The sequence below is a fragment of the Rhizobium bangladeshense genome (genome assembly GCF_001662075.1).
GTDB lineage: Bacteria > Pseudomonadota > Alphaproteobacteria > Rhizobiales > Rhizobiaceae > Rhizobium > Rhizobium bangladeshense_B.
In genome coordinates, this window is record NZ_LYPL01000009.1 from 152720 (window position 1) to 176328 (window position 23609).

The 23609-nt window shown below is 63.4% G+C and carries 21 protein-coding genes and 2 pseudogenes; 11 read left to right on the forward strand and 12 right to left on the reverse strand.

The window, feature by feature from the left end:
• From A7X77_RS18865 to A7X77_RS18875, 3 genes are read right to left on the reverse strand one after another with little or no spacing between them, the layout of a single operon-like run.
• Positions 1–1278 carry a CCA tRNA nucleotidyltransferase gene (locus tag A7X77_RS18865; protein ID WP_064684362.1) on the reverse strand — a complete coding sequence of 426 codons (1278 nt, stop codon included), beginning with the start codon at positions 1276–1278 and terminating at the stop codon, positions 1–3.
• Positions 1275–1925 (reverse strand): CoA pyrophosphatase, encoded by a 651-nt coding sequence (locus A7X77_RS18870; RefSeq protein WP_064684363.1) that lies wholly within the window; start codon positions 1923–1925, stop codon positions 1275–1277. The genes A7X77_RS18865 and A7X77_RS18870 overlap by 4 nt, the downstream gene beginning before the upstream one ends.
• A complete protein-coding gene (locus A7X77_RS18875) occupies positions 1922–2545 on the reverse strand; it encodes a DUF1285 domain-containing protein (protein WP_064684364.1) in 624 nt (207 codons plus the stop codon). The genes A7X77_RS18870 and A7X77_RS18875 overlap by 4 nt, the downstream gene beginning before the upstream one ends.
• Before the next feature lie 158 nt (positions 2546–2703).
• Here A7X77_RS18875 and A7X77_RS18880 point away from each other — a divergent pair, with 158 nt between their 5' ends.
• From A7X77_RS18880 to A7X77_RS18900, 5 genes and pseudogenes are all read left to right on the forward strand, one after another.
• A complete protein-coding gene (locus A7X77_RS18880) occupies positions 2704–3714 on the forward strand; it encodes an AAA family ATPase (RefSeq protein WP_064684365.1) in 1011 nt (336 codons plus the stop codon).
• A 13-nt stretch (positions 3715–3727) separates the two neighbouring features.
• Positions 3728–4648: a DUF58 domain-containing protein gene (locus tag A7X77_RS18885; protein ID WP_064684366.1), complete on the forward strand. Its 921-nt coding sequence runs from the start codon at positions 3728–3730 to the stop codon at positions 4646–4648.
• Positions 4645–7461, forward strand: coding sequence for a DUF4159 domain-containing protein (locus A7X77_RS18890; RefSeq protein WP_064684367.1), 2817 nt, complete (start codon positions 4645–4647; stop codon positions 7459–7461). The genes A7X77_RS18885 and A7X77_RS18890 overlap by 4 nt, the downstream gene beginning before the upstream one ends.
• 1 nt (position 7462) lies before the next feature.
• The gene (locus A7X77_RS18895; RefSeq protein WP_064684368.1) at positions 7463–9535 is read left to right on the forward strand and encodes a hypothetical protein; all 2073 of its coding nucleotides are present in this window, start codon (positions 7463–7465) and stop codon (positions 9533–9535) included.
• 4 nt (positions 9536–9539) lie between these two features.
• Positions 9540–9956, forward strand: a pseudogene (locus A7X77_RS18900) (GNAT family N-acetyltransferase).
• Here the strand turns inward: A7X77_RS18900 and A7X77_RS18905 are convergent.
• Positions 9951–10610: pseudogene (locus tag A7X77_RS18905) on the reverse strand (GNAT family N-acetyltransferase). The pseudogenes A7X77_RS18900 and A7X77_RS18905 overlap by 6 nt on opposite strands.
• A gap of 173 nt (positions 10611–10783) precedes the next feature.
• Between A7X77_RS18905 and A7X77_RS18910 the strand changes: the two are divergent.
• Entirely contained in the window at positions 10784–11791 is a 1008-nt protein-coding gene (locus A7X77_RS18910) for a glutathione S-transferase family protein (RefSeq protein WP_064684482.1), read from the forward strand.
• Between the two features lie 42 nt (positions 11792–11833).
• Here the strand turns inward: A7X77_RS18910 and A7X77_RS18915 are convergent, their stop codons facing one another.
• Positions 11834–12313, reverse strand: a complete 480-nt coding sequence (locus A7X77_RS18915) for an NUDIX domain-containing protein (protein WP_064684370.1) — start codon at positions 12311–12313, stop codon at positions 11834–11836.
• 70 nt (positions 12314–12383) lie between these two features.
• Between A7X77_RS18915 and A7X77_RS18920 the strand changes: the two genes are divergently transcribed.
• From A7X77_RS18920 to A7X77_RS18935, 4 genes are all read left to right on the forward strand, one after another.
• Positions 12384–13292, forward strand: a complete 909-nt coding sequence (locus tag A7X77_RS18920) for a metallophosphoesterase family protein (RefSeq protein ID WP_064684371.1) — start codon at positions 12384–12386, stop codon at positions 13290–13292.
• A gap of 160 nt (positions 13293–13452) precedes the next feature.
• Entirely contained in the window at positions 13453–14013 is a 561-nt protein-coding gene (locus tag A7X77_RS18925; RefSeq protein WP_064684372.1) for a tetratricopeptide repeat protein, read from the forward strand.
• Between the two features lie 186 nt (positions 14014–14199).
• The gene (locus A7X77_RS18930; protein ID WP_064684373.1) at positions 14200–14709 is read left to right on the forward strand and encodes an RNA polymerase sigma factor; all 510 of its coding nucleotides are present in this window, start codon (positions 14200–14202) and stop codon (positions 14707–14709) included.
• A 1-nt stretch (position 14710) separates the two neighbouring features.
• On the forward strand, positions 14711–15553 hold the full coding sequence (locus A7X77_RS18935; protein WP_064684374.1) for an anti-sigma factor family protein: 843 nt from the start codon (positions 14711–14713) through the stop codon (positions 15551–15553).
• Between the two features lie 315 nt (positions 15554–15868).
• On the opposite strand, the gene leuA is transcribed toward A7X77_RS18935, so the two are convergent.
• The 3 genes from leuA to A7X77_RS18950 all read right to left on the reverse strand — a co-directional run bounded on the left by leuA (position 15869) and on the right by A7X77_RS18950 (position 19933).
• A complete protein-coding gene (leuA, locus tag A7X77_RS18940; protein WP_064684375.1) occupies positions 15869–17593 on the reverse strand; it encodes a 2-isopropylmalate synthase in 1725 nt (574 codons plus the stop codon).
• A 386-nt stretch (positions 17594–17979) separates the two neighbouring features.
• Positions 17980–19179, reverse strand: a complete 1200-nt coding sequence (locus A7X77_RS18945) for a benzoate/H(+) symporter BenE family transporter (RefSeq protein ID WP_064684376.1) — start codon at positions 19177–19179, stop codon at positions 17980–17982.
• Between the two features lie 169 nt (positions 19180–19348).
• A complete protein-coding gene (locus A7X77_RS18950; RefSeq protein ID WP_064684377.1) occupies positions 19349–19933 on the reverse strand; it encodes an ATP-dependent Clp protease proteolytic subunit in 585 nt (194 codons plus the stop codon).
• A gap of 229 nt (positions 19934–20162) precedes the next feature.
• On the opposite strand from A7X77_RS18950, the gene A7X77_RS18955 reads away from it, so the two are divergent.
• Entirely contained in the window at positions 20163–20945 is a 783-nt protein-coding gene (locus A7X77_RS18955; protein WP_064684378.1) for a DUF2076 domain-containing protein, read from the forward strand.
• 122 nt (positions 20946–21067) lie between these two features.
• Here the strand turns inward: A7X77_RS18955 and queF are convergent, their stop codons facing one another.
• The 4 genes from queF to A7X77_RS18975 all read right to left on the reverse strand — a co-directional run bounded on the left by queF (position 21068) and on the right by A7X77_RS18975 (position 23553).
• Entirely contained in the window at positions 21068–21532 is a 465-nt protein-coding gene (gene queF / locus A7X77_RS18960; protein ID WP_064684379.1) for a preQ(1) synthase, read from the reverse strand.
• Positions 21532–22446, reverse strand: a complete 915-nt coding sequence (gene emfA / locus A7X77_RS18965) for a CDF family cation efflux transporter EmfA (RefSeq protein ID WP_064684483.1) — start codon at positions 22444–22446, stop codon at positions 21532–21534. The genes queF and emfA overlap by 1 nt, the downstream gene beginning before the upstream one ends.
• 184 nt (positions 22447–22630) lie before the next feature.
• The gene (locus A7X77_RS18970; protein ID WP_064684380.1) at positions 22631–23299 is read right to left on the reverse strand and encodes a DUF2161 domain-containing phosphodiesterase; all 669 of its coding nucleotides are present in this window, start codon (positions 23297–23299) and stop codon (positions 22631–22633) included.
• Positions 23300–23313: 14 nt separating this feature from the next.
• On the reverse strand, positions 23314–23553 hold the full coding sequence (locus A7X77_RS18975) for a hypothetical protein (protein ID WP_064684484.1): 240 nt from the start codon (positions 23551–23553) through the stop codon (positions 23314–23316).
• Between the last annotated feature and the right edge of the window lie 56 nt (positions 23554–23609).

Genomic DNA, 23609 nt, shown 5'->3' on the forward strand with positions numbered 1-23609 from the left:
CTATTGCACAAGTTGCTGCAGCCGGGCGAGCAACGCGGCTCTGTCGGAAGCGAAGTTCTCCTCCACCCACTGGTTTTCCAGCACCGCAAGCAGTTCGCCGACGCGCGGGCCGGATCGGATTCCGGCTGCGATCACGTCTGCTCCATTCACGGGAAACTGCGGCTTCTTCCATTGCATGGCCTGATCCAGGAGCTTGCCGAGCCGTGCCGAGCGCGCCATTTCGTCAAGATCGCTCTCGGCCTTCCCTCGTGCAACACCGAGCGCCAGCTTCAGGCGCGTCGTGATGCCGTCCGCACCGTTGCGGTAAAGCAGCCTTTCGAAAGCGGCTGGCGTCATTTCGTCGTTGACCGGTGCCGTTGTCGCCCACGCCTTGAGAGTGGCAGTTTCCGCATTCGAGAGCTTCAGCCGAGCCGCAAGCGCTTCCAGCCGCGCAGCATCGGGCGGCACGATCGCCGCAAGCCGCAGTAGTGGGTCGGGCGCCCAGCCGAGCGCCTTTTCAGTGGCGACCAGCGAAGGGATCGCATCGATCCCCCATCGTTCCGATTCCGGCAGGATCTCCGTCAGCACCGCTACCTGCCGCATCCAGAGCAGCGCCCGGCCGGGATCGGCGGCGCCAAGCAGTTTTCTGAGCTCCGACCAGACGCGTTCGGCCGACAGCGTCTTCAGCTTCGAACGCGCCGCCGCACAGGCTTTCAGCCCTTCGGCATCCGGGCGCCCCGAACCGTAATAGGCAAAGAAGCGGAAGAAACGCAGGATCCGCAGATGGTCCTCGGCAATACGCGTTGCCGCGTCGCCGATGAAGCGGATGTTGCGCGTTTCGATATCTGCAAGCCCGCCGACGAGATCGACGACCTCGCCCTCCGCATCCGCGTAGAGCGCATTGATCGTCAGGTCCCGCCGCTCGGCGTCTGCCTTCCAGTCGGTGCTGAAAGCGACCTTGGCGCGGCGCCCATCGGTCTCGACGTCGGTGCGCAGCGTCGTCACCTCGAATGGCTTGCCGTCGATGACGAGCGTCACCGTGCCATGTTGCAGGCCCGTCGGCACCGCCTTGACGCCGGCCGCCGCCGCCCGCTCCATCACCGCCTCCGGTCTCAGCGTCGTGGCAATGTCGATATCGCTGACCGGCAGGCCCATCAGGCTGTTGCGCACAGCGCCGCCGACCACCCGCGCTTCCCCGCCCTCGGCCCCACCATTGCCTCCATGATCGGCATTCAGAAGTGCGAGGATCCGGCCGAGCGCCGGGTCGCGAAACCATGCTTGGTCGGCAATGCCGGTCATGCATAAAGCCTTTCGTAAAGCGTGCGGACGATGCCCGCGGTAATGCCCCAGATCATCCTGGTTTCATAGGGCATGCGGTAGAAATGCCGGTCGATGCCGTCGATGACCCGCTTGTCGCGGCTGTGATTGGCCGGGTTCATCAGGAAGGAAAGCGGGACTTCGAACACATCGTCTACCTCCGCCGGGTTCAGCGTCAAATCGAAGCCCGGCGTCACGACGCCGAGCACCGGCGTGATGCGGAAGCCCGTCGAGGCGAGGTAGTTCGGCAGCCGCCCGACGGTCTCGACGAAGGAGCCGGCAAGGCCGATCTCCTCCTCCGTCTCACGCACCGCCGCCATTTCGGGCGAGATATCGGCGGGATCGATCGAGCCGCCGGGAAAGGCGATCTGTCCGGAATGTTTGCGCAGCGTCGCCGTGCGCTTGGTGAAGATCACCTGCGCCTCCTCGCCGTCATCGACGACGGGCACGAGCACGGCGGCATCGCGCAGCCTGAAGGTCTCAACCTCGGCGACGATATCGGGGTTGAGGACATGGTCGCCGTGATCGCGCCAGGCATGGTCGACCGGCCCGCCATTCTGATTGAGCGCACGGCGGCGGAATTCAGCTGCTGAGAACAGCGGATAACGTTGGGTGATCGCATCATTCATCGGGAAAGCGCATCCAGTTCGTCGGCCGGCATGACGGGGAAGACCTCGCCGGCGGAGCGGATCGCAAACATAGCCCGCCCCTCCACGTCGAGGACCTCGCCGAGTGCGACCAGTTCATACATCACCGCACGCGACACCAGCGCCTCCAGCCGCCCGCGCACATGCAGATAGGGTTTCAGTTCGGCATTGCCGCCCGCAATGGCAAAGCGCAGCCGATGCTCTCCTCCCGCCTCCACGACATCGCCGACATTGGTGCGAAATGTCAGCACCTGTTGACCTTGGCCGCCCGTCACGCTCACTTCCACGGCGATGAACGGAGCGTCGGCGACCCTGATCCCGACCTTTTCCACAGGAGTAACGAGATAGGTCTTCTCATCCTCATCCTTGCGCAAAACGGTCGAAAACAGCCGCACCAGGGCCGGCCGGCCGATCGGCGTGCCCATGTAGAACCAGGTGCCGTCGGCCCTGATCTCCATATCGATATCGCCGCAGAAGGGCGGATTCCACCGCTCGACCGGCGGAAGTCCACGTTTTTTACCGCTGCTTTCCTCGGACGCGCGCGAAATCAGCGCGGCAAGTCCCGCCGCATCCGCCTGTCCGCTGATTTCCTCGGTTGCCATTCTTCCGTCCCGGTTTGTCCTTAACAAAGTGAAGTCACGAGATAGTCATTCGCAACGAACTTGTCAGCCCGTCGCATCTCCATAACTCTATCGAGTATGAGGCAGATGTATAAGTCCGCCGATTCGCTGCCGAATGATTTCAGCCGTTGGAGATGCCTATGGGTATGATGAAGACCGAAGCCAGCCTCGATGAAAAGGCGATCGTCGCCGCCGCCGAGAAGGCGCTCTCCGATATCGCCGCCATCCGCATAGAAGTCTCGAAGGTGATCTTCGGTCAGGAAAGCGTCGTCGAGAACACCATTCTCGCCGTGCTCTCTGGCGGTCATGCCCTGCTCGTCGGCGTTCCCGGCCTTGCCAAGACCAGGCTGGTGACGACGCTCGGCGAAGTGCTCGGACTTGCCGCCAACCGCATCCAGTTCACCCCCGACCTAATGCCTTCCGATATTCTCGGCTCCGAAGTCATGGACCAGGACGATAGCGGCCGCCGCTCGTTCCGTTTCGTCAAGGGCCCGGTCTTCGCCCAGCTCTTGATGGCCGACGAGATCAACCGCGCCTCGCCGCGTACCCAGTCGGCGCTTCTGCAAGCGATGCAGGAATATCATATCACGATTGCCGGCCAGCGCTATGACCTGCCGGCGCCCTTCCATGTGCTCGCCACCCAGAACCCTCTGGAGCAGGAAGGTACCTATCCCCTGCCCGAAGCCCAGCTCGACCGCTTCCTGCTGCAGGTCGACGTCAATTATCCCGAGCTCGCCGCCGAGCGCCAGATCCTGCTCGAGACGACGGGCCTCGGCGAAACCCGGCCGGAGGCGATCATCGATGCCCAGCGGCTGATCGAAATCCAGACCCTGGTGCGCCAGATGCCGGTGAGCGAGACGATCGTCGACGCCATCCTTTCGCTGGTGCGCTCCGCCCGCCCCGGACAGGGCAATGCTTCGACCGACAAGAACGTCGCCTGGGGCCCAGGCCCTCGCGCCGGGCAGGCGATGATGCTCTGCGCCCGCGCCCGCGCGCTCTACCAAGGCCGTCTCGCCCCATCTCTCGACGATATCTTCGCGCTTGCCGAACCCATTCTCCAGCACCGCATGGCGCTGACTTTCGCCGCCCGCGCCGAAGGCATGTCCGTGCGCGACGTCATCGCCGGACTGGTGAAGCAGGCAAAGGGATAAGGAAGCCGGACGCGTGGCATCTATCGGACAGATCGTCAACCCGACGTCAGGCAGCGATGCCCTCTCCCGCGCCAGGCAGCGGGCCGCCTTGATGCCGGACTGCCTGGTGGAAGCCAAGCGCATCGCCAACACGGTCATCGCCGGCTGGCATGGCCGCCGCAAGCGCGGCATCGGCGAGAATTTCTGGCAGTTTCGTCCCTATTCCGAGGGTGAGAGCCTGTCGCGCATCGACTGGCGCCGTTCCGCGCGCGACGACCATACCTATGTGCGCGAGCGCGAATGGGAGGCAGCGCATACGATCTGGCTCTGGTGCGACATGTCGCCTTCGATGATGTACAAGTCGAGCTATGGCAGCGCCTCCAAGGAAAGCCGGGCGCTGGTCGTCATGCTGGCGCTGGCCGAAATCCTCTCCCGCTCCGGCGAACGCATCGGCTGCCCCGGCATCATGGAACCCGCCTCCACCCGCACTGCCGCAGAACGCCTCGCCTCCGCGCTCATGCACGCGCCGCTGACCGGCGGCCTGCCGGAAACGGGGATGATCCGCGGCTGGAGCGACCTGGTCCTCATCGGCGACTTCCTCGACGATGCGCCGGCGATCATGGAGCGGCTCGGCCCGCTTGCCCGCCGCGGCCTGCGCGGCCACGTGGTCGAGATATCGGACCCCGCCGAGGAACTCTTCCCTTATAGCGGCCGCACCGAATTCACCGATCCTGAGACCGGCGCCAAGCTGATCTCCGGTCGCGCCGAACATATCCGCGAGGTCTATCGCAACGCCTACCTCGCCCGCAGGGAGAGCCTCGGCCAGTCGCTGCGCCATCTCGGCTGGACCTTCACGACCCACCGCACCGATCATCTCGCCTCCGAAGCGCTGGTCGCGGTGCACATGTATCTGTCCGGCATGCCGGCCAAGGCAACGCATGGAGGGCAGCTGTGAACGCCCTTCCCTTCGCTTTCGCCTATCCCGCCATTCTCGGCGCCCTCATCGCCCTGCCGGTGATCTGGTGGCTGCTGCGGCTGATGCCGCCACGCCCGAAGAGCGAGATCTTTCCGCCGCTGAAGATCCTCGCATCGGTGCTGAAGCGCGAAGAGACGCCGGCGCAGAGCCCCTGGTGGCTGACGCTGCTGCGCATGCTGCTCGCCGCCACCATCATCTTCGCGATCGCCGATCCGGTCTTCAATCCGCGAACCAGTTCGCTCGCATCGGGCGGCCCGCTCGTCCTCTTCGTCGACAACAGCTGGGCTGCCGCAGCCGATTGGGAGCGCCGCATCCAGACCGCCGACGCGCTGATAGACGATGCCGAATCCGCCGGCATGCCGGTGTCGATCGCCTTTACCGCCGAGCCGACCAACGACGCCGTGCCCGGCACCGCCGCAGCCGCCCGCGACAAACTGCGCGCCGTCGAACCGCGGCCGCTGGTGCCGGACCGCGAGCGCGCCTTCCAGGCGCTGCGCTCCGCCCTGAACGGCATCAAGCCCGGCACCCTCGCCTTTCTGACTGACGGCGCCGCCGCCAAGGCCGACGACGCCACGGTACGTCGGCTGGCCGAACTCCAGCCCACCGATCTGCGCCTGATCGAGGGTGACGCCGCACGGACGATCGCGATCACCGCGGCCAACAACGCGGCTGATGCCATGACCGTCAAGGTCACGCGCCTCAACGCTTCGCATGCCGCATCCGTGGCGCTGAACGCTGTCGACAGCCAGGGCCGCTCGATTGCCAACGGCAGGGCTGACTTCCGCCCCGGTCAAAGCGTGGCGACGAGTTCGATCACCGCCCCCTTCGAGATGCGCAACGATTTCGCGCGCATCAGCGTCGACAACGGCGCGACAGCAGGCGCGGTCCATCTCCTCGACGACGCGTTCAAGCGCCGTCGCGTCGTCCTGCTGTCGGGTGCAGGCGGGGACGAGTTCCAGCCGCTGCTGTCGCCGCTCTATTATATCCAGCGGGCGCTGCAGCCCTATGCAGATCTGATCCAGCCCGGCGATTCCGATCTTTCGGTCGCCATACCGAAACTTCTTGCCAGCAATCCCTCCATCATCATCATGGCCGATATCGGCCGGCTGCCGGAGGACGCCTACGAACCCCTGACGCGCTGGATATCGAATGGCGGCATGCTCTTGCGGTTCGCCGGCCCGCGCATGGCGGCAGCGCCGGCAGACGACCCTCTCATCCCCGTTATCCTGCGGCAGGGAGAACGGGCGCTGGGCGGCACATTGTCCTGGAGCGAACCGCAGTCGCTGGCCGAATTTCCGAATTTCGGGCCTTTCTCGGGCATAGCACGCCCTGCCGACGTCGTCGTCAAGCGGCAGGTGCTTGCCGAACCCACCCCCGATCTTGCCGAACGCACCTGGGCGAGCCTGGCCGACGGCACGCCGCTCGTGACGATGAAGCCGCTCTCATCCGGCCAGATCGTGCTGTTCCACGTCACCGCCGAAGCGACCTGGTCGGATCTGCCGATTTCGGGCACCTTTGTCGACATGTTGCGCCATCTCCTCCAGATATCGCGCTCGGGCGGCGTGACGTCGGAGGTCCGCGGCACTGCGCGAGTGGCCGAGACCCTGCCGCCATTCCGCATGCTAACGGCCAAGGGCACGCTCGTCTCCGAGACCGGCTCGGCACGGCCGCTCACTTCAAAGGCAGGAACCGAACTGACCGCGAATTTCGACAATCCGCCCGGGCTTTATGGTTCGGAAGATGGTTTCACCGCTTTGAACGTGCTGCCGGAGGACGCCGAACTGAAGCCGCTCGACACGGCGGGGACGACAACTGCGCGCGAAGGCTTGATCGGCGGCGAAAGCTGGTCGGCAAAACCGGCGCTCTTTCTCGCCGCCTTTCTGCTGCTATTGGCCGACAGCCTGATCGTCCTCTTCATGAACGGCGCCTTCTCGCGCTTGCGCCCGGCTGCCCGCACCTTGAGCGTGATCGCGATAGCGCTCGGCGCCGGTTTCCTGCTGCAGCCCGGCACGCTGCACGCCAACGACTCTCAGCCCGGCGACGACCTCATCTTGCAGAGGCTCGACAACACCCACCTCGCCTATGTCGTCACCGGCGAACAGGAGGTGGACAATATATCCGAGCGCGGCCTCGAGGGTCTCACCCAGTTCCTGACCTTCCGCACGACGCTGGAGCCGGCGCCGCCCGTCGGCATCGACCTTACCAAGGACGAACTCGCCTTCTATCCGATCATCTACTGGCCGGTTTCGGCAACGGCGCCGATGCCGTCGACGGCGGCGATCAGCCGCATCGACGCCTATATGCGCAACGGCGGCACCGTGCTTTTCGATACGCGCGACCAGATCAGCGCTTTGGACAATGGCGGCAATGTCAGCGCCAACGGCCAGAGGCTGCAGGCGATTCTCGCCAATCTCGACATTCCGCCGCTCGAGCCGGTGCCATCCGATCACGTGCTGACGAAATCCTTCTACCTTCTGTCGAGCTTTCCCGGCCGTTATGCCGGCAGCCCCCTCTGGATCGAGGCTCGGCAGGGCGGCGGCCGTGAAGCGACGGAAAAATCGGCGGCGACGGCCGACGGCGTTTCGCCGATCCTGATCACCGGCAATGATTTCGCCGGCGCCTGGGCGGTCGACGACAACGGCGTGCCGATGCTGCCGACTGTGCCCTCCGACGAAAGTCAGCGCGAATATGCCTATCGTTCCGGCGTCAATATCATGATGTATATGCTGACCGGCAACTACAAGACCGACCAGGTTCATGTTCCCGACCTCCTCGAACGGTTAGGACAATGAGATGACCTTCGACTTTTCACCATTTCTGCCTTGGCCGGTTCTGGCCGCGCTCGCCGCCGTCGGCGCGGTCATCGCCGCCTTCGCGATCTGGCGTGGCATCCGCGGCGCCTGGATCAGGACGCTGGCGGCACTCGCCCTGCTGACCGCGCTCGCCAATCCTGTCCTGCTGCAGGAAGACCGGGATCAGCTGTCGACGATCGTCCCCGTTCTCGTCGACCGGAGCCAGAGCCAGCAGACACCCGACCGGGTCAAGATGACCGACGATGCGCTGGCAGCCCTGAAGGGCCAGCTCGCCCGTTTTCCGCAGATAGAGCCGCGCTTCATCGATGTCGAAGGCGACGTCAATTCCGACGTGCCGTCGACGCGCCTGTTCGACGCGATGGCTGCCAACATCGCCGATGTCCCGCCGTCGCGCATCGGCGCCGCTATCATGCTGACCGACGGCGAAGTCCATGACGTTCCGGCCGCCAATCAGGCGCTTGGTTTCGATGCGCCGATCCATGGCCTCATCACCGGCAAGGCCAACGAATTCGATCGCCGCATCGAAGTCGTCAAGGGGCCGCGCTTCGGCATCGTCAACGAGGAGCAGCAGGTCGTCCTGCGCGTCTTCGACGACGGCCCGAGTCCCGGCGGCACTGCCGACGTCACGGTGAAGCTCAACGGTGATGAAATCGCCACCCTGCAGGCGACACCCGGCCGCGATACGCCTTTCTCCTTCAAGGTGCCGGGGGGCGGCAGCAACGTGCTCGAATTCTCGGTCGCGGCACTTCCCGGCGAAGTCACCACGGCCAATAACCGCGCCGTCCACGTCATCGACGGCATCCGCCAGAATCTGCGCGTCCTGCTTGTCTCCGGCGAGCCGCATGCCGGCGAACGCGCCTGGCGGAACCTCTTGAAATCCGACGCCTCGGTCGATCTCGTCCACTTCACTATTCTGCGCCCACCGGAAAAGCAGGATGGCACGCCGATCAACGAGCTGTCGCTGATCGCTTTCCCAACACGCGAGCTGTTCATCGACAAGATCAAGGATTTCGACCTGATCATCTTCGACCGCTATCAGGACCGGGCGAATGTGCTGCCGATGCTCTATTACGACAACATCGCCCAATATGTGGAGAACGGCGGAGCGCTGCTGATCGCCGCCGGTCCGGAACATGCAAGCCCGGAATCGATTGCGATGACGCCGCTCGCCTCCGTGCTGCCGGCACAGCCGACTGGCCGGATGATCGAGAAGGCCTTCTACCCCCGCCTCTCCGAGGAGGGCCGCAAGCATCCCGTCACGCGCGGTCTCGACGGCTCGGGCGAGGACCCGCCGCACTGGGGGCGCTGGTTCCGCAGCGTCGACGTCGAGCGGCCGCAGGGCGAGACAATCATGCTCGGCGCCGACAACCACCCGCTGCTGGTCCTGAACCGCGCCGGCCAGGGCCGCGTCGCCATGCTGCTCTCCGACCAGGGCTGGCTCTGGGCACGCGGCTTCGAAGGCGGCGGTCCGAACGTTTCGCTCTATCGCCGCATCGCCCACTGGCTGATGAAGGAGCCGGCGCTCGAGGAAGAAGCGCTGACGGCGCGCGCCTCCGGCCGGACGCTTGAAATCACGCGCCAGACGATCGGCGACAATCCGGGCAACGCCACCGTGCGCTACCCCTCCGGCAAGACCGAAAACTTGCCGCTTACCCAATCCGAACCCGGCCTCTACAAGGCGGAGAAGCGGATGGACGAGATCGGCCTCTTCGAAGTCCGCAACGGCAAACTGTCGACTCTTGTCCATATCGGCGCTGTCGACGCGCCGGAATTCAAGGCGATGATCTCGACGACAAATGTTCTGAAACCTGTCGTCGACAGGAGCAAAGGCCTCGTGACCCGCGCCGCCAGTGAAAAGGGCGCGATTACCGTGCCGCCGATCCTGCCGGTGCGCGGCCAGGTCCGTGTCTCCGACAATGACCGCATGATGATCCGCATGACCAGCGAGACGGTCTTGAAGGGCATCAACACGCTGCCGCTCTTTGCCGGTTTTGCCGGCGTCGGCATTCTGCTGCTCGCCTTCGGTGCCATGTGGTGGCGCGAGGGGCGGTAATTGTATGGTGGCATTCGACCTCACCGCCTCGCCCCCTCATCGGAGGAGCTCACGGCGATCACCGATGCGCTTTCGGCCTTCAACACGGGCGATGTCGGCCCGTCGGACCGCCGGCCGCTTGCCATCCTCATCCGCGATGGCAACGGCAAGGTGACCGGCGGTCTGTTCGGCTTTACCGCCTGGGGCTGGCTCTTCGTCCAGATGCTCTATCTTCCCGAGACGCTGCGCGGCGCCGGCATTGCAGGCAGGACCTTGCACAGGCAGAGAAGGAGGCGAAAGCCCGCAGCTGCCACGGCGCCTGGATCGACACCTTCAGCCCGCAGGCCCTGCGCGCCTATCCCGGCCAGGTTATCAGGTTTTCGGTGAGCTCGAGGATTTTCCGGAAGGCCGCATGCGCAGCTTTCTCCGGAAGGAGCTATGAACACGCGCGCCAGGCGATCGTGCCCTTCAGCCGTTCATGCACATTCTCGGCGATCGGAACGACGAGCACACGGCCGGGATCGACCGGGCCCGGGAAGGTAAGCGCGTTATAGGTCACCTTCTCGAAACCGAGCGGGCCGTAATAGGGCGGATCGCCGACCAGGATGACGGCTTCCGAGCCTTTGCGCCGCGCCGCCTCCACCGCGATCCGCACCAGCTCCCGGCCGATGCCTATATTTTTGTGCGAGGGGCGGACGGCGAGAGGGCCGAGCAGATGGCCCTTCACCGTACCGGCCATCACCGGCGTCATGCGTACCGAGGCGATCGTCTCGCCGTCGTCGGCGCAGATGAAGGAAAGCGAAAGATCGTGTGGCCCCTGCTCGCGAATGCGTGCGGCCGCCCGCGTGAAGCGGCCGGGACCGAAGGCTTCTTCGTTGATGTGTTCGATGGCGGCGTCGTGGGACGCGTCCTCGGTGAGGTAGACGAGATCGTGCTTGTACATGATGACAGAAACCGGATGGACAGAATGATGGGTCTCGAACACGCCTTCGGCGTTCGGAGCATCAGCGTCGTCGCGGGTTTCTGGAAATGAACATCAAGCAGGGATCCCTAAATCGTGAAAAGGCCGATAGCAGGAAAAATTTCCGCCGTCCAACGCAAAATGCACAGCACAGCGCCCTGCCTCTTTTCAAACGCGCAAAGGACGCTGCAGCATTCTGAATGATGGGGTGCCTGAACGGCGTGAGGCACTGTTCAACCTTTACCACCTGCAAAGCCCCGCTATCTCAGCTAACTTCGGCTTCGACACGCAATCAGGGAATGAAGATCATGGGAATGCTGGTGGACGGCGTCTGGAATGATGTCTGGTACGACACGAAGGAGAGCAAGGGCAAATTCAAGCGGCAGCCTTCGCAGTTCCGCAATTGGGTGACGGCAGACGGCGCGGCCGGCCCCACCGGCAGCGGCGGCTTCAAGGCCGAGCCCGGCCGTTACCATCTCTACGTCTCGCTTGCCTGTCCCTGGGCGCACCGCACGCTGATCTTCCGCAAGCTGAAGAAGCTGGAGGAGCTGATTTCGGTTTCCGTTGTCGATCCGCTGATGGTCGAGAACGGCTGGGAGTTCAAGATCGGCGACGGCGCCACCGGCGATCACCTCTTCGGCGCGGCGACACTCTGGCAGATCTACGTCAAAGCAGATCCACACTATTCCGGCCGCGTGACCGTGCCCGTCCTCTGGGACAAGAAAACCGGCGCAATTGTCAACAACGAATCCGCCGAGATCATCCGCATGTTCAACAGCGCCTTTGACGAGCTAACCGGGTCGAAAGCAGATTTCTACCCGGAGGATCTGCGCGCCGACATCGATGCCCTGAACGCCATCGTCTACGACACCGTCAACAACGGCGTCTACAAGGCAGGCTTTGCCACCGCCCAGGAAGCCTATGCGGAGAATGTCGGCAAACTGTTCGAAACGCTCGACATGCTCGACGATCGCCTGGGCAAGGGCCGCTACCTTTTCGGAGACCGGCTGACCGAAGGGGATTGGCGCCTGTTCACCACGCTGGTGCGTTTCGACCCCGTCTATGTCGGCCATTTCAAGTGCAACATCCGTCGCATCGCCGATTACCGCAACCTTTCCGGTTACTTAAGAGATCTCTACCAGACGCCAGGCATTGCCGAGACGGTGAACCTCACCCACATCAAGCAGCACTATTACCGCAGCCACAAGACGATCAATCCGACCGGCATCGTTCCTGTCGGCCCGGCGCTGGATCTCGACAGCCCGCATGGACGTGCGACAACGCCGCGTGCCTTTTCAGACGCGAGAACGCTGTAGGCCTTTAAATTGCTTGCCGCGACCTAAAAAACTGCGCAGCCCTCACCAACGATGGTCGGGCTGTTGTTCGCCACGAAGTTCGGCAAGACGGCGATGCGTCGCCTCGGTCGTGCCAGCGGGCAGGCTGTCGAGGGAAAAGAAGCCACTGTCGGAAATCTCCCAGTCTGGCGGACGCGGTGCCGTCTGCTCGACGGTGACGCGATAGAACACGACATGGTCGCGCCGCGTGGTCGAGGTGTTGAAATAGACCTGGATCAGCTGCGGCTTGCCGATGATCCTGAGGTTACCCTCCTCGCGCAACTCCTTGGCCAGCGCTTCCTCGACCGTCTCGTTGCGTTCCAGCCCGCCGCCCGGCATATGCCAGCCGCCGACATAGCTGTGACGCACGAGAAAAATCCGCCCCTCCGCATCAAAGCAGGCGGCTCTGACACCCATTGTCATGCCCCGGGCGAAAGAGAAATAGACATGCAGAAGGCGCAGGGCCGCCCTGATATGAAGGGGCCGGGTTTCTTTATCCACCATCACTCCGTTTCAGCTCTTCATCGCGCCGGATGTGTTTGATTTGTCAATAAGCTGGTCTATGTCTCGTAGCATGTTCAAGCTCGCGCATATCTCCGACGTCCATCTCGGGCCGTTGCCCCGTCTTTCCATCCAAGAGCTGTTTTCAAAACGCATAACGGGCTTTGTGAACTGGCATCGAAATCGGCGCAAGCATCTTTTCGGCAGCACGCTCGATCTGCTGCTCGATGACATCCGCGCCCATCAGGCCGATCATCTGGCCGTCACCGGCGATCTTGTCAATCTGGCGAGCGGCATCGAGATCCGCGCCGCCGCCGCCTGGCTGCGCGCGCTCGGCGATCCCGCCGATACATCGGTCGTTCCCGGTAATCACGACGCCTATGTGCCGGGCGCCTATGAGAAATCGATGCGCGCCTGGTACGACTACGTCCGTGGCGATCTCGCCCCGCCGCAATGGCAGGAAGACCGCCACATCTTTCCCTATCTGCGCGTCCGCGACAAGGTGGCGATCGTCGGCTGCTCGACGGCGGTCGCCACCCCTCCCTTCGCGGCCTCCGGTTTCTTCGGCGCCCGTCAGGCCCGCGACACGGTGAACATGCTGCGCGCGGCCGGCGAAGCCGGTCTCTTTCGTGTCGTCATGATCCATCATCCGCCGATCCGCGGCGCCACGACCTTCTACAAGCGGATGATCGGCATCCGCCGCTTCGCCGCCGTAATTTCCACCGGTGGCGCCGAACTCGTATTGCACGGCCACACGCACCTGAACACCCTGCACTGGCTGCGCGGCCAGGTGCAACCGGTGCCTGTCGTCGGCATCGCATCGGCCTCGCAGGGACCGGGCAGCATCAAGCCGGCCGCAGCCTACAACCTCTTCTCCATCGACGGCTCTCCCGGTGCCTGGGAACTGAGTGGCGAGCGCTTCAGCCTGAACCGGGCCGGCGACGCGGTAATTCAGGAAAGTGTTGATATTTTCGGGCCTTAGCGACGTATCCGGACTCCTTTCATCCAGCACTTGAATCAATTTGCGAAGACATCGGATCATCGTCGCAACATTTGCCATAGAGGTTTCGTACCCTCTTGGTATTTTCGGCGGTAAGCGTACAATCCGCGCAACTGCATCGCCTCAGAACGGAGCCCGCCCCATGACCTTCTCCTTCCATCGCCTTGGCAGAATTTCGCTTGCCGCAGGCTTTGCCTTCGGCATCGCCACGGCCGCTTTCGCGGCCGGCGGCGGCAACGACGACACCAACCCGCCGCCGAAGACCGAGACGACCAAGACCTGCACCGGCGGCAAGGTCTGGGACAAGACCAGGAAGGAATGCGTCACCCCGAAGAAGAGCAGCTTCAACGACGACGACCTCTACAATTTCGCCCGCGAATTTGCCTATGCCGGCCAGTATGAGAACGCCATCACCGTGCTCAATCTCGCCCGCAATCAAAACGACCCGCGCATCCTGAACTATCTCGGCTACGCCAACCGGAAAGCCGGCCGCATGGAGCTCGGCATGTCCTATTACCGCAAGGCGCTGCAGGCCGATGAGAACTACATTCTTGCCCGCTCCTATATGGGCATGGCGCTGGTCGAGCAGGGAGATATCCAGGGCGCCCGCGTCCAGCTCGTCGAAATCCGTGATCGCGGCGGCGAAGGCACCTGGGCCTACCGCGCTCTGCTGCAAAGCTTGGACGGCCACAGAACATATTGACGCAAGCTTTGCGGGCTAGACTACGAAAATTCCCTGGGAAAGGGGGCTGGAAATGACCGGATGCTTGCGAAGTGGAGGAGAGTTGTTCCATAAAGCGCATGCATCACCGGCGACAATAAGGCCGGATTCGCGTCCGATGGCGGAAGCTTCGTCCGCGAAACCACTGTGAGTGCTTCTGGATAGACAATGCGTCAGCCCGCAACGACCATCGACCTCCGCCGTGATCTAGTCGGCCTTCTGCCTCGCCTTCGCCGCTTCGCGATCACGCTCGCGGGCGAGGCGCCTGCGGCCGACGAGCTGGTTCAGGCCGTCTGTCAGCGGGCGATCTCCAGGGGTCATCAGTGGAGCGGCGAAGGCCGCCTGGAAAGCTGGATATATACGCTCGCCCGCCAGCAATGGGCCGACGACAGCCGCAAGCGCAAGCCGAAAGCCCCCGCCCGCGGCAACGTCACCGATATTCGTGAGGCCGCGCGCGAACGCTCGGCCGCGGTCGATCCCGACGCCATCCATCGCATGATCGCCGATATGCCGGACGGCGTTTCCTCGATCTTCCTGCTCGTCGACGTCGAAGGCCACAGCTACCAGCAGGCGGCCGACATCATGGGCATTCCGGCGGCGAGCGTCGCCTCGCAGCTCGCTACCGCAAGGCTGCATTTCGCCGGGCTTGCCGACAACCACCCGATCCACAGGTACTGAATTGCTCGATCTCAGGAAATTGTCGCTCGAAGCCCAGCTTACCGCCCTCCTCGATGGCGAAGTCTCGCCCGAACAGCGTCACGAATTGGAGCAGCGCCTGGCAAGTGACGAGAATGCGCGCCGGCTGCACGAAAAACTGCGCCACGGCGCCGATTTCGGACGCCGGCGCCTCGACGACGTCCTGAAGGAGCCGGTGCCGCTCGCCCTCGTCCGCTCGATCAAGAGCACGCAGCCGCCGAAGACGCCGATCGCCCAGCGCGCCACGCGCCCTCAGGTGAAGCTGGCGCCGAGCGGCCCGCAGGCGCTGGCTGCCGCCCTCATTCTCTTCGTCCTCGGCTGCGGCCTCGGCTATTTCGTCGGCATCGGACCGAATGCCGATGAGGTCGCCACCACGAGCTCGTCGACGGCGCCGGCCAATACCAGCGACTGGCTGGGCGATGTCACTGCCTATCAGCGCCTGCTGATCCGTCAGCCCCGTCACCTCGTCGAAGTGCCGGCCTCGCAGGCCGAGGAAATCTCCAGCTGGCTGACGACCGCGATCGGCGTGCCCTTCCGTGTTCCGGATCTGAGCGCCAAGGCCTGGACCTTCCAGGGCGCGCGGGTGATCCTCGGCGACAACCGCCCCGTCGGTCAGCTCGTCTATTCCAACACCGACGGCGACATCATCTCCATCTGCTTCCGCAAGGACGCGCAGCCGTCGGAAACCGACGACTTCAAGGAAACGATCAGGGACGAGATCGGCCTCGTCACCTGGCACAATGCCGGCACCTCCTACGTGCTTGCCGGCCCCTCCTCCGAAGCGACACTCGGCCAGCTCGCCATGGAGATCGCCACGGCGATCTGACTACCGGCTATCACATCGGTCGAATGATAACCGCCAGCGGAGCTGAGGTGGTACCATGGCAAAATCGAGATATGCCGCAACGTCTCGATTCCCTCTTCTCCCAGCGGGGGTACGAAGGACGGGCGAGACCCGCGGCTCGCCCAGGCTGGTGCCCGTAGGGCGGATGAGGGGGTAAGCAACGATAGGAGCGAATGCCCGAGGCGCAAGCGACGGGCAATCTTGCGGGGCCGGTGCAACGCGGAAGCTGACAAGATCGCCGACTGCATCGTCAGACCGCGTCGTCCCAAGGCGATCGCGGACTGGCTCGTTTCGGCATCAATCCTTGCCGGCCTTCACATCGAGCACGCGGTTGGCGGCCGAGACGATCGCCTCGAGCGATGCCGCGACGATATTGGTATTGATGCCGGCGCCGAAGAGCTTGCCGCCGGGATAGGAGGTCTCGACGTAAGAGATCGCCGCCGCGTTCGAGCCGTGCTGCAGCGAATGCTCGGAATAGTCCTCGACCGACATCTCGATGCCGAGGTAATGAGACAGCGCGTTGATGAAGCCGTCGATCGGGCCGTTGCCGCGCCCTTCGATGCGCTTGATCTCGCCATTGTCTGATATCTCGGCCGCCACGATCCGTTGCCCCTTGCGCTCCGTATCGGGATAGGTGTGGTGATCGACGAATTTGAGACGCGCTTCGGGCTGCGTCACGTATCGCTCGATGAAGCGGTCGTAGATGCGCTTCGACGGAAGCTCCTTGCCCTCGACGTCGGTGATGCGCTGAATGTCCTCGCGGAACTCCACCTGCAGATTGCGCGGCAGGTTGAGCCCATAATCCTGCTGCAGGATATAGGCGATGCCGCCCTTGCCGGACTGAGAGTTGATCCGGATGATCGCCTCGTAGGAGCGGCCGACATCACGCGGATCGATCGGCAGGTAAGGCACTTCCCAGACCGGGTGGTTGGCGACCTGTGCAGCCTTCATACCCTTGTTGATCGCATCCTGATGCGAACCGGAGAAGGCCGTATAGACCAGCTCGCCGACATAGGGGTGACGCTCGCTGATCGCCATCTGGTTCGAATATTCGAACACCTCCTTGATGCGCTCGATGTTCGAGCAGTCGATGCCGGGATCGACCCCCTGCGTGAACATGTTCAGCGCCATCGTCACCACGTCGACGTTGCCAGTGCGCTCGCCATTACCGAACAACGTGCCCTCGACGCGGTCGGCGCCCGCCAGCAAGGCCAGTTCTGCAGCGGCAATGCCGGTACCGCGGTCGTTATGCGGATGCAGCGAGACGATCAGGTTCTCGCGGTTGTCGAGGTTGCGGCACATCCACTCGATCTGGTCGGCATAGACGTTCGGCGTCGCCATCTCGACGGTTGACGGCAGGTTGATGATGAGCTTGTTGTCGGGCGTCGGCTTCACCACCTCGATGACGGCGTTGCAGATCTCCAGCGCCACTTCGAGCTCGGTGCCGGTAAAGCTCTCCGGTGAATATTCGAAACGATAACCGCCGCCGGCCTTGGCAGCCATATCGGTGATCATCTTGGCGGCATCGACGGCAATCTGCTTGATGCCCTGGACGTCCTTGGCGAAGACGACGCGGCGCTGCAGCTCGCTGGTCGAGTTGTAGAAATGAACGATTGGCCGGTTTGCCCCTTCCAGCGCTTCGAAGGTGCGGGTGATGAGCTCGGGCCGGCACTGCACCAGCACCTGCAGCGAGACGTCGGCGGGAACATTGCCCTCCTCGACGCACCAGCGGGCGAAGTCGAAATCGGTCTGCGAAGCGGAGGGGAAACCGATCTCGATTTCCTTGAAGCCCATCTCCAGCAGCAGATGGAACATGCGCGCCTTGCGATCATGACCCATCGGATCGACGAGCGCCTGGTTGCCGTCGCGCAGGTCGACCGAGCACCAGACAGGCGCCTTGGTGATGGTTTTCGTCGGCCAGGTGCGGTCGGGAATACTTACCTGCGGATAGGGCCGGTACTTCACCGCGGCATCGGGCATGCCCCTGGCGCCTGCGGAGGATCGGCTGGTGGTGTTGTCCATTTGTCTTGTCTCCTCGTCCCGGCATCTGTCCTGCCTCTTAGCCGATCGCATCGGCCTTGGCGATAAACAAATGCGGACCTTTGTCGGTCGTTACGTCAATTTTGAAGGTGAGTCGCGAGGAGCGATGCCGGGCGGGCTTTCGGCCGCCGGGCGCTCCTCAAAGGACCCGGCAACCGCGCGTAAGGCCGAGGAGAAGAAGCGAGCTCAGGGCGCGCGAGACGTCACGCAAGGCGATGCGGCCGCTTGCAATGGTGTCGGAAATCTTGGCGCCAGAGGTCTTCATGGCGGTGCTTATAACCTTGAGCAGCAGAGCTGGCAAGACCTCGCCCCGGCTTTTGGTCGCTCCCGAACCAGGGTTGGTTTATCCGACAATACGACGCCTTGCCTTATCCTGGCTGGTTTCGGTCTCTCCAGGCCGTCATCAGCTGTGACAGCGCGAGCATCAGCCCGCCCGCGACCAGGCCCCAGAAGGCGCCGGAAATGCCGCCAAAGGACACGCCGGATGCCGTGACGAGAAAGGTGATCGCTGCCGCCTCGCGCGATTCCGGCGCCTGGAAGGCCGACATTGCCGAGGACGAGAAGGCGCCGACCAGCGCAAGCCCAGCCACCGCCTCGATCAGAACGGGAGGCGCCAGGGCGACGAAGGCCGTCACCGCGCCGGCAAGCAGCCCGAGGACGATGTAACCGACGCCGGCGATCAGCGATGCCCAATAGCGCCGCTTCGGATCGGCATGTGCATCCGGCCCGGCGCACATGGCCGCGGTGATGGCTGCCAGATTGACGGCGTGACCGCCGAACGGCGCCGCCAGTAGCGAAAAGAAGCCGGTGACGGCAAAGAGCGGCCCGGGCTTCGGATCATAATGATTGACCTTCAGCACCGCGATACCGGGAATGTTCTGCGAAGCCATGGTGACGATGAACAGCGGCAGCGCGATCGAGATGAAACCGGCAAGGTTGAACACCGGCCGGAGGATTTCCGCCGCCGGCACCAGCGAACGTTCGAGCGAACTGAGCGCACCATCGGGAATATCGATGCCGAAGGCCAGCACCAGCACGAAGGCTGCCAGTGCCGCCGGCACCGCCCAGAGCCGCTTGAACGCGCCAACGACGATCCAGGCAAGAACGATCGGCAGGCCGAACAACGGATTGAAGCCAATTGCCTTCACCGGTGCAAAGCAGAGGCCGATCAGCACGCCGGAGAGCATCGCGTTGGCGAGCGGCGCCGGAATGGCGGCGACGGCGCGGCCAAGCGGCTTGAACAGCCCGGCAATGACGATCAGCACTGCGCAAATCAGGAATGCCCCGACCGCCGCATCGAAGCCGCCCTCGATCGCCCCGGTGCTTGCCAGCAATGCGGCGCCGGGCGTCGACCAAGCGATGCTGATCGGCAATCGCGTCACGGCGCTGAGCACGATAGCGCAGACGCCCATGGAGATCGACAACGCCATCAGCCCGGAGGCCGCCTGCGCCTCCGTCGCGCCGACCGCCCGCAGCCCGTGGAGAACGACGGCAAAGGAGCTGGCGGAGCCGACGAAGGCGGTCAGCAGCCCCATGAACAGGGCCTGGACGGAAAAATCTTTGTGCATGCCGGACTCGCGAGCTGCGGGAATGGCGCATGGAGCATGATGGCCGTCGTATACGCAAGCCCGGATTAAGCCCTTTCCGTTCAGCACCCGCATCTCATTCCGGCGAAATGAAAACGCCCTCGACTGCTGCTGCAGGCAAGGGCGTTTTGACGGCTTTGGCTGAGAAAACTCAGATATCGCCCTGTGACGTCACGATCCGCGAAACGAGGCCATAGTCCTTCGCCTCTTCTGCAGAAAGCCAGTAGTCGCGATCGGTGTCCTTGGCGATCTTGTCGAGCGGCTGGCCGGTGGCCTCCGCCATGATCTTGTTCAGGCGCTCGTTCATCTTGATGATCTCGCGTGCCTGGATCTCGATATCGGATGCCATGCCGCGCGTGCCGCCCGAGGGTTGGTGCAGCAGGAAGCGCGTGTTCGGCAGGCAGATGCGCCGCTCCTTCGGAGCCGCGACATAGATCAGCGCGCCGGCCGAGGCGACCCATCCCGTGCCGATCATCCAGACCTTCGGCTTGATGAACTTGACCATATCATGGATGGAATCGCCGGATTCGACGTGGCCGCCGGGCGAATTGACATAGATGCGGATGTCCTCGTCGCTGGCTGCGGCAAGCGCCACGAGCTGCGAGCAGACTTTCTGCGCCAGTTCCTGATTGATTGGTCCATAGATGAAGATCGAACGCGACTTGAAAAGATTCGCCTCCGTTTCCTTGCCGAGCGGCAGTTCCTTCGTCTTGTCGTCCTGTTCTTCGTCGTTCATTCGAACCTCTCGGAGATGAATTCGGGTTCCTCGCACATAGTGCGACTCAATGCCTAAAACAATGCGGGAAAAACACAAGGCACCGAAGCGGTGGAGATATCCTTAAGAAGCCGCGCGCCGTTCCGCAAGCCTTACTGAAATGTAACGGTGAAAGGCTTTGAAAAGCCTGAATCGCTTCCTACCTCACCCCTCACGCGGCAATGCCGTACGAAATGACAGGAGACTAGACATGTCACCCGAAGAACGCCAATTGCTGACGGCCCTGTTCGACCGCGTGCGCACCGCTGCGGCCACGCCGCGCGACAGCGAGGCCGAGGCCCTGATCGACCAGGCGACGCGGCAACAGCCCTCCGCCACCTATTATCTGGCTCAGGCCGTGATCGTTCAGGAAAAGGGGCTGGAGGCGGCCGCTAACCATATCAAGGAACTCGAGGAACACGTCCGCCAGCTGGAAGCCGGCGCGAGCGAACACCGCCAGGCCGAACAGGGCGGCGGCTTCCTGAGCTCGATCTTCGGCAACACCCAGACGCAGCAGCCCGCTCCGGTTCCATCCAGTCCTGCCAATCCCGGTCCCTGGGGCCAACCCTCCCGCGCCTATAACGAACCTCGCGGCTACGACAGCAGCGCTCGCCAGATGCCGCAGCAGCCGACCGGCCCCTGGAGCCAGCAGGCCTATGCGCCATCGGCGGGCGGCAGCTTCCTGCGCGGCGCGCTCGGCACGGCCGCGGGCGTTGCCGGTGGCATGCTGCTTGCCAATTCGCTGAGCGGCATCTTCAGCAGCCACATGTCCTCGCTCGGCTGGGGCTCGCCCTTCGGCGCCAATCCTTTCGGCAATGCCAGCGCGCCCACCGAGGAAACCGTCATCAACAATTATTTCGGCAATGACGACACCCGCCAAGCTTCAGATAATGCTGCCGATAATAACGACAATGCCAATGTGCAGCAGGCCGGTTACGATGATGGCGACGATTACAGCAATGACTCGTCGGGGGACGATGTCACGGATGTGTGAGGCTTGGCGGTTGAAGACGGGCAGTGGTTGCCGCGCCGTATCCCCGCCCTTCGCTTAAGCTCAGGGTTCGCTGCTGCAATCGATTCACTGGATCGATTGCTCGGGCTGCGCCCGACCGCAGCTCACCCACGTCCGCGATAGGTGGCGACGCCTTGCTCCGGCAGCCACACGCCTTCCGGCGGCTTGCCTGTCTGCCAGAAGACGTCGATCGGAATGCCGCCGCGCGGATACCAGTAGGCGCCGATTCTCAGCCATTTGGGATCGAGCAATTCGACGATACGCTTGGCGATATAGATCGAGCAGTCCTCGTGGAAGGCGCCGTGATTGCGGAAGGAATGCAGGAACAGCTTCAGCGACTTCGATTCCACCAGCCATTCACCCGGAATGTAATCGATGACGATATGGGCGAAATCCGGCTGTCCGGTCATCGGGCAGAGCGAGGTGAATTCCGGCGCGGTGAAGCGCACGACGTAGTCGGTGCCGGCATGGTTGGACGGCACTTTTTCAAGCACCGCCTCCTCCGGCGAATGGGCGGTTTCGGTCTGCTGGCCCAGCATCGACAGGCTGGAAACATCGGTATTGGGCATCATGGCTCCTTGACGACTTTGACGCGGATGCCATGGGCCTTTTCGCCCTCCGGCTCCACATGAATGGCTATTTTGGCGCCCTCATGCACTGTCCTGATGGCATCCTCAAGGCGGTCGCATATATCATGCGCCTCTCGCACGGACATAGTCCCGGGCACCACCATGTGAAAATCGATGAAGGTGACGGTACCCGCCCGCCTGGTCTTCAGATCATGCACGCCGATCGAGCCCGCCGCATGCGTGGCGATCGCCTGCTTGATCGCCTCCTCTTCATGCGGCTCGACCGCCTGGTCCATCAGGCCGCCGATCGATTGCGAGATCACCTTCCAGCCCTGATAGAGAATGTTGACGGCAACGAGAATGGCAAGCACCGGATCGAAGATCGCGTAACCTGTCGCCAGCACCAGCAGCAGGCCGGCGAGCACGCCGATCGAGGTGACCACATCGGACATGATATGCTGCCCGTCCGCAGCCAGGGCCGCCGAGCGATGTTTGCGGCCCGCCCGGATCAGCAGCCGCGCCCAGACCGCGTTGATAATGCCGGCCGCGAAATTGATCGCAAGGCCGAGGACCGGCGCATCGAGCATGCGCGGTTCGGAGAGATAGCCGATCGCTTCGTTGACGATCAACAGCGCCGCGACCACGATCAGCACGCCTTCGGTGACGGCGGACAGATATTCCGCCTTGTGATGGCCGAAGGGATGGTCGTGATCGGCTGGCTTCTGCGCGTAGCGGATGACGAAGAAGGCAATGAAGGCGGCAACGACATTCACAGTCGATTCAAGCCCGTCCGACAGCAGCGCGACCGATCCGGTGACCCACCAGGCCGCCATCTTCAGCCCCATGACGCCGAGCGACAGCGGGATCCCCCACATCGCCAGCTTCCGAACCGTAAGATCGCCGTCGTCGCTCATATCGTCCTCCTGCGGTTGCGAATGAATTGCAGGGTCCAAGCCATTGAAATGCAAAACCGCCCACGCGAATGTCGCGCAGGCGGTCCAGTTGAGGGTGATATGGGCGATGATGTAGGATTTGTCAAAGAGCATGACGCGGTCCTTCACAGCTGTTGCCGTCGGACACGCGAATCCGGCTTCAGCTCTAGGGAGCGGGATCGGCGACAAGCTGCGGCCAGCGCAGGAGAGCGGCCTGCCCGGCCGCTGTCAGCGCGTAGACGCCCTTCTCCTTGCGCTCGAACCATCCGTAGACATTGTCGAGCAGGATCCGGCCGGCATTGGGTGTATGCGCCTTCATATCCCGCGGCCGCGCCACGCCCTGGTCGAGCGCCGCCGCGCAGAGCAGCGCCTGTTGGCGATAGGCGGTCATGATCGGCGCACGTGAGCCGCCGCCGACAGCGGGATCGCCGCGACGGCGCTGGTGCTCCTTGACGAGGCGCGTGCGCCGCTTCGGATTGGTGCGCGGCATCGGCGAGACGGAACTGACGATGACGCTGACCTCGCCGCCATCGGAGACGCCGAGCATGCCGATCCCGAGCCGCCGGCAGAGGTCGCGGTAGCGTTTGTCGGCCTCTCGGCCGCGTCCCTTGGCCGAAACGCGCGCCGCGATCCAGACTTCGTCGCTCATCGCCGCCCGGTCGACCGCCTGGAGCAGCAGTTCGAGATTGAAAGAGAGCTTGAGTTCGCAGATGACCACGACCGGCGGCTCACCATCGCTCAGCCCGACGAGATCGCATCCGCCGACTTCACCCTTGACGACATAACCGGCCGCTTCCAGGAACGCTTTGACCGGCAGGTAGAGCGACGTCTCCATCGGAAAATCGCGCCTCAGGCAGCGTTGAGATCCGCAATCTCGCCATATCGCGCGAGCAGCCGCGGCGAGGCCATGTCGCCGGTTTCCTCGTCGACGATCACGGCATAGGCCGCCACGCCGACGAAACGCTCGGCCATCGCCGAGGCAATCTTTTCCGCGCTGACGGCATTCGATGCCTGCCGCATTTCACCGGGCACGAGATTGCCGCGGTTCTTGCGGTAAGGAAGGATGATGAACTTCTCGGCATTGGCCACGGCGATAATTCCCGGTTGATTGTTCTGGAAATGTTCTGATTTGCCCCATAAAGTCA

Coding starts and splice junctions, on each gene's coding strand:
- A7X77_RS18880 (WP_064684365.1), top strand. CDS start 2,704: ATGGGTATGATGAAGACCGAAGCCAGCCTCGATGAAAAGGCGATCGTC.
- A7X77_RS18950 (WP_064684377.1), bottom strand. CDS start 19,933: ATGAACGACGAAGAACAGGACGACAAGACGAAGGAACTGCCGCTCGGC.
- A7X77_RS18870 (WP_064684363.1), bottom strand. CDS start 1,925: ATGAATGATGCGATCACCCAACGTTATCCGCTGTTCTCAGCAGCTGAA.
- A7X77_RS18895 (WP_064684368.1), top strand. CDS start 7,463: ATGACCTTCGACTTTTCACCATTTCTGCCTTGGCCGGTTCTGGCCGCG.
- A7X77_RS18945 (WP_064684376.1), bottom strand. CDS start 19,179: ATGCACAAAGATTTTTCCGTCCAGGCCCTGTTCATGGGGCTGCTGACC.
- A7X77_RS18865 (WP_064684362.1), bottom strand. CDS start 1,278: ATGACCGGCATTGCCGACCAAGCATGGTTTCGCGACCCGGCGCTCGGC.
- emfA (WP_064684483.1), bottom strand. CDS start 22,446: ATGAGCGACGACGGCGATCTTACGGTTCGGAAGCTGGCGATGTGGGGG.
- A7X77_RS18910 (WP_064684482.1), top strand. CDS start 10,784: ATGGGAATGCTGGTGGACGGCGTCTGGAATGATGTCTGGTACGACACG.
- A7X77_RS18925 (WP_064684372.1), top strand. CDS start 13,453: ATGACCTTCTCCTTCCATCGCCTTGGCAGAATTTCGCTTGCCGCAGGC.
- queF (WP_064684379.1), bottom strand. CDS start 21,532: ATGCCCAATACCGATGTTTCCAGCCTGTCGATGCTGGGCCAGCAGACC.
- A7X77_RS18875 (WP_064684364.1), bottom strand. CDS start 2,545: ATGGCAACCGAGGAAATCAGCGGACAGGCGGATGCGGCGGGACTTGCC.
- A7X77_RS18930 (WP_064684373.1), top strand. CDS start 14,200: ATGCGTCAGCCCGCAACGACCATCGACCTCCGCCGTGATCTAGTCGGC.
- A7X77_RS18955 (WP_064684378.1), top strand. CDS start 20,163: ATGTCACCCGAAGAACGCCAATTGCTGACGGCCCTGTTCGACCGCGTG.
- A7X77_RS18920 (WP_064684371.1), top strand. CDS start 12,384: ATGTTCAAGCTCGCGCATATCTCCGACGTCCATCTCGGGCCGTTGCCC.
- A7X77_RS18970 (WP_064684380.1), bottom strand. CDS start 23,299: ATGGAGACGTCGCTCTACCTGCCGGTCAAAGCGTTCCTGGAAGCGGCC.
- A7X77_RS18915 (WP_064684370.1), bottom strand. CDS start 12,313: ATGGTGGATAAAGAAACCCGGCCCCTTCATATCAGGGCGGCCCTGCGC.
- leuA (WP_064684375.1), bottom strand. CDS start 17,593: ATGGACAACACCACCAGCCGATCCTCCGCAGGCGCCAGGGGCATGCCC.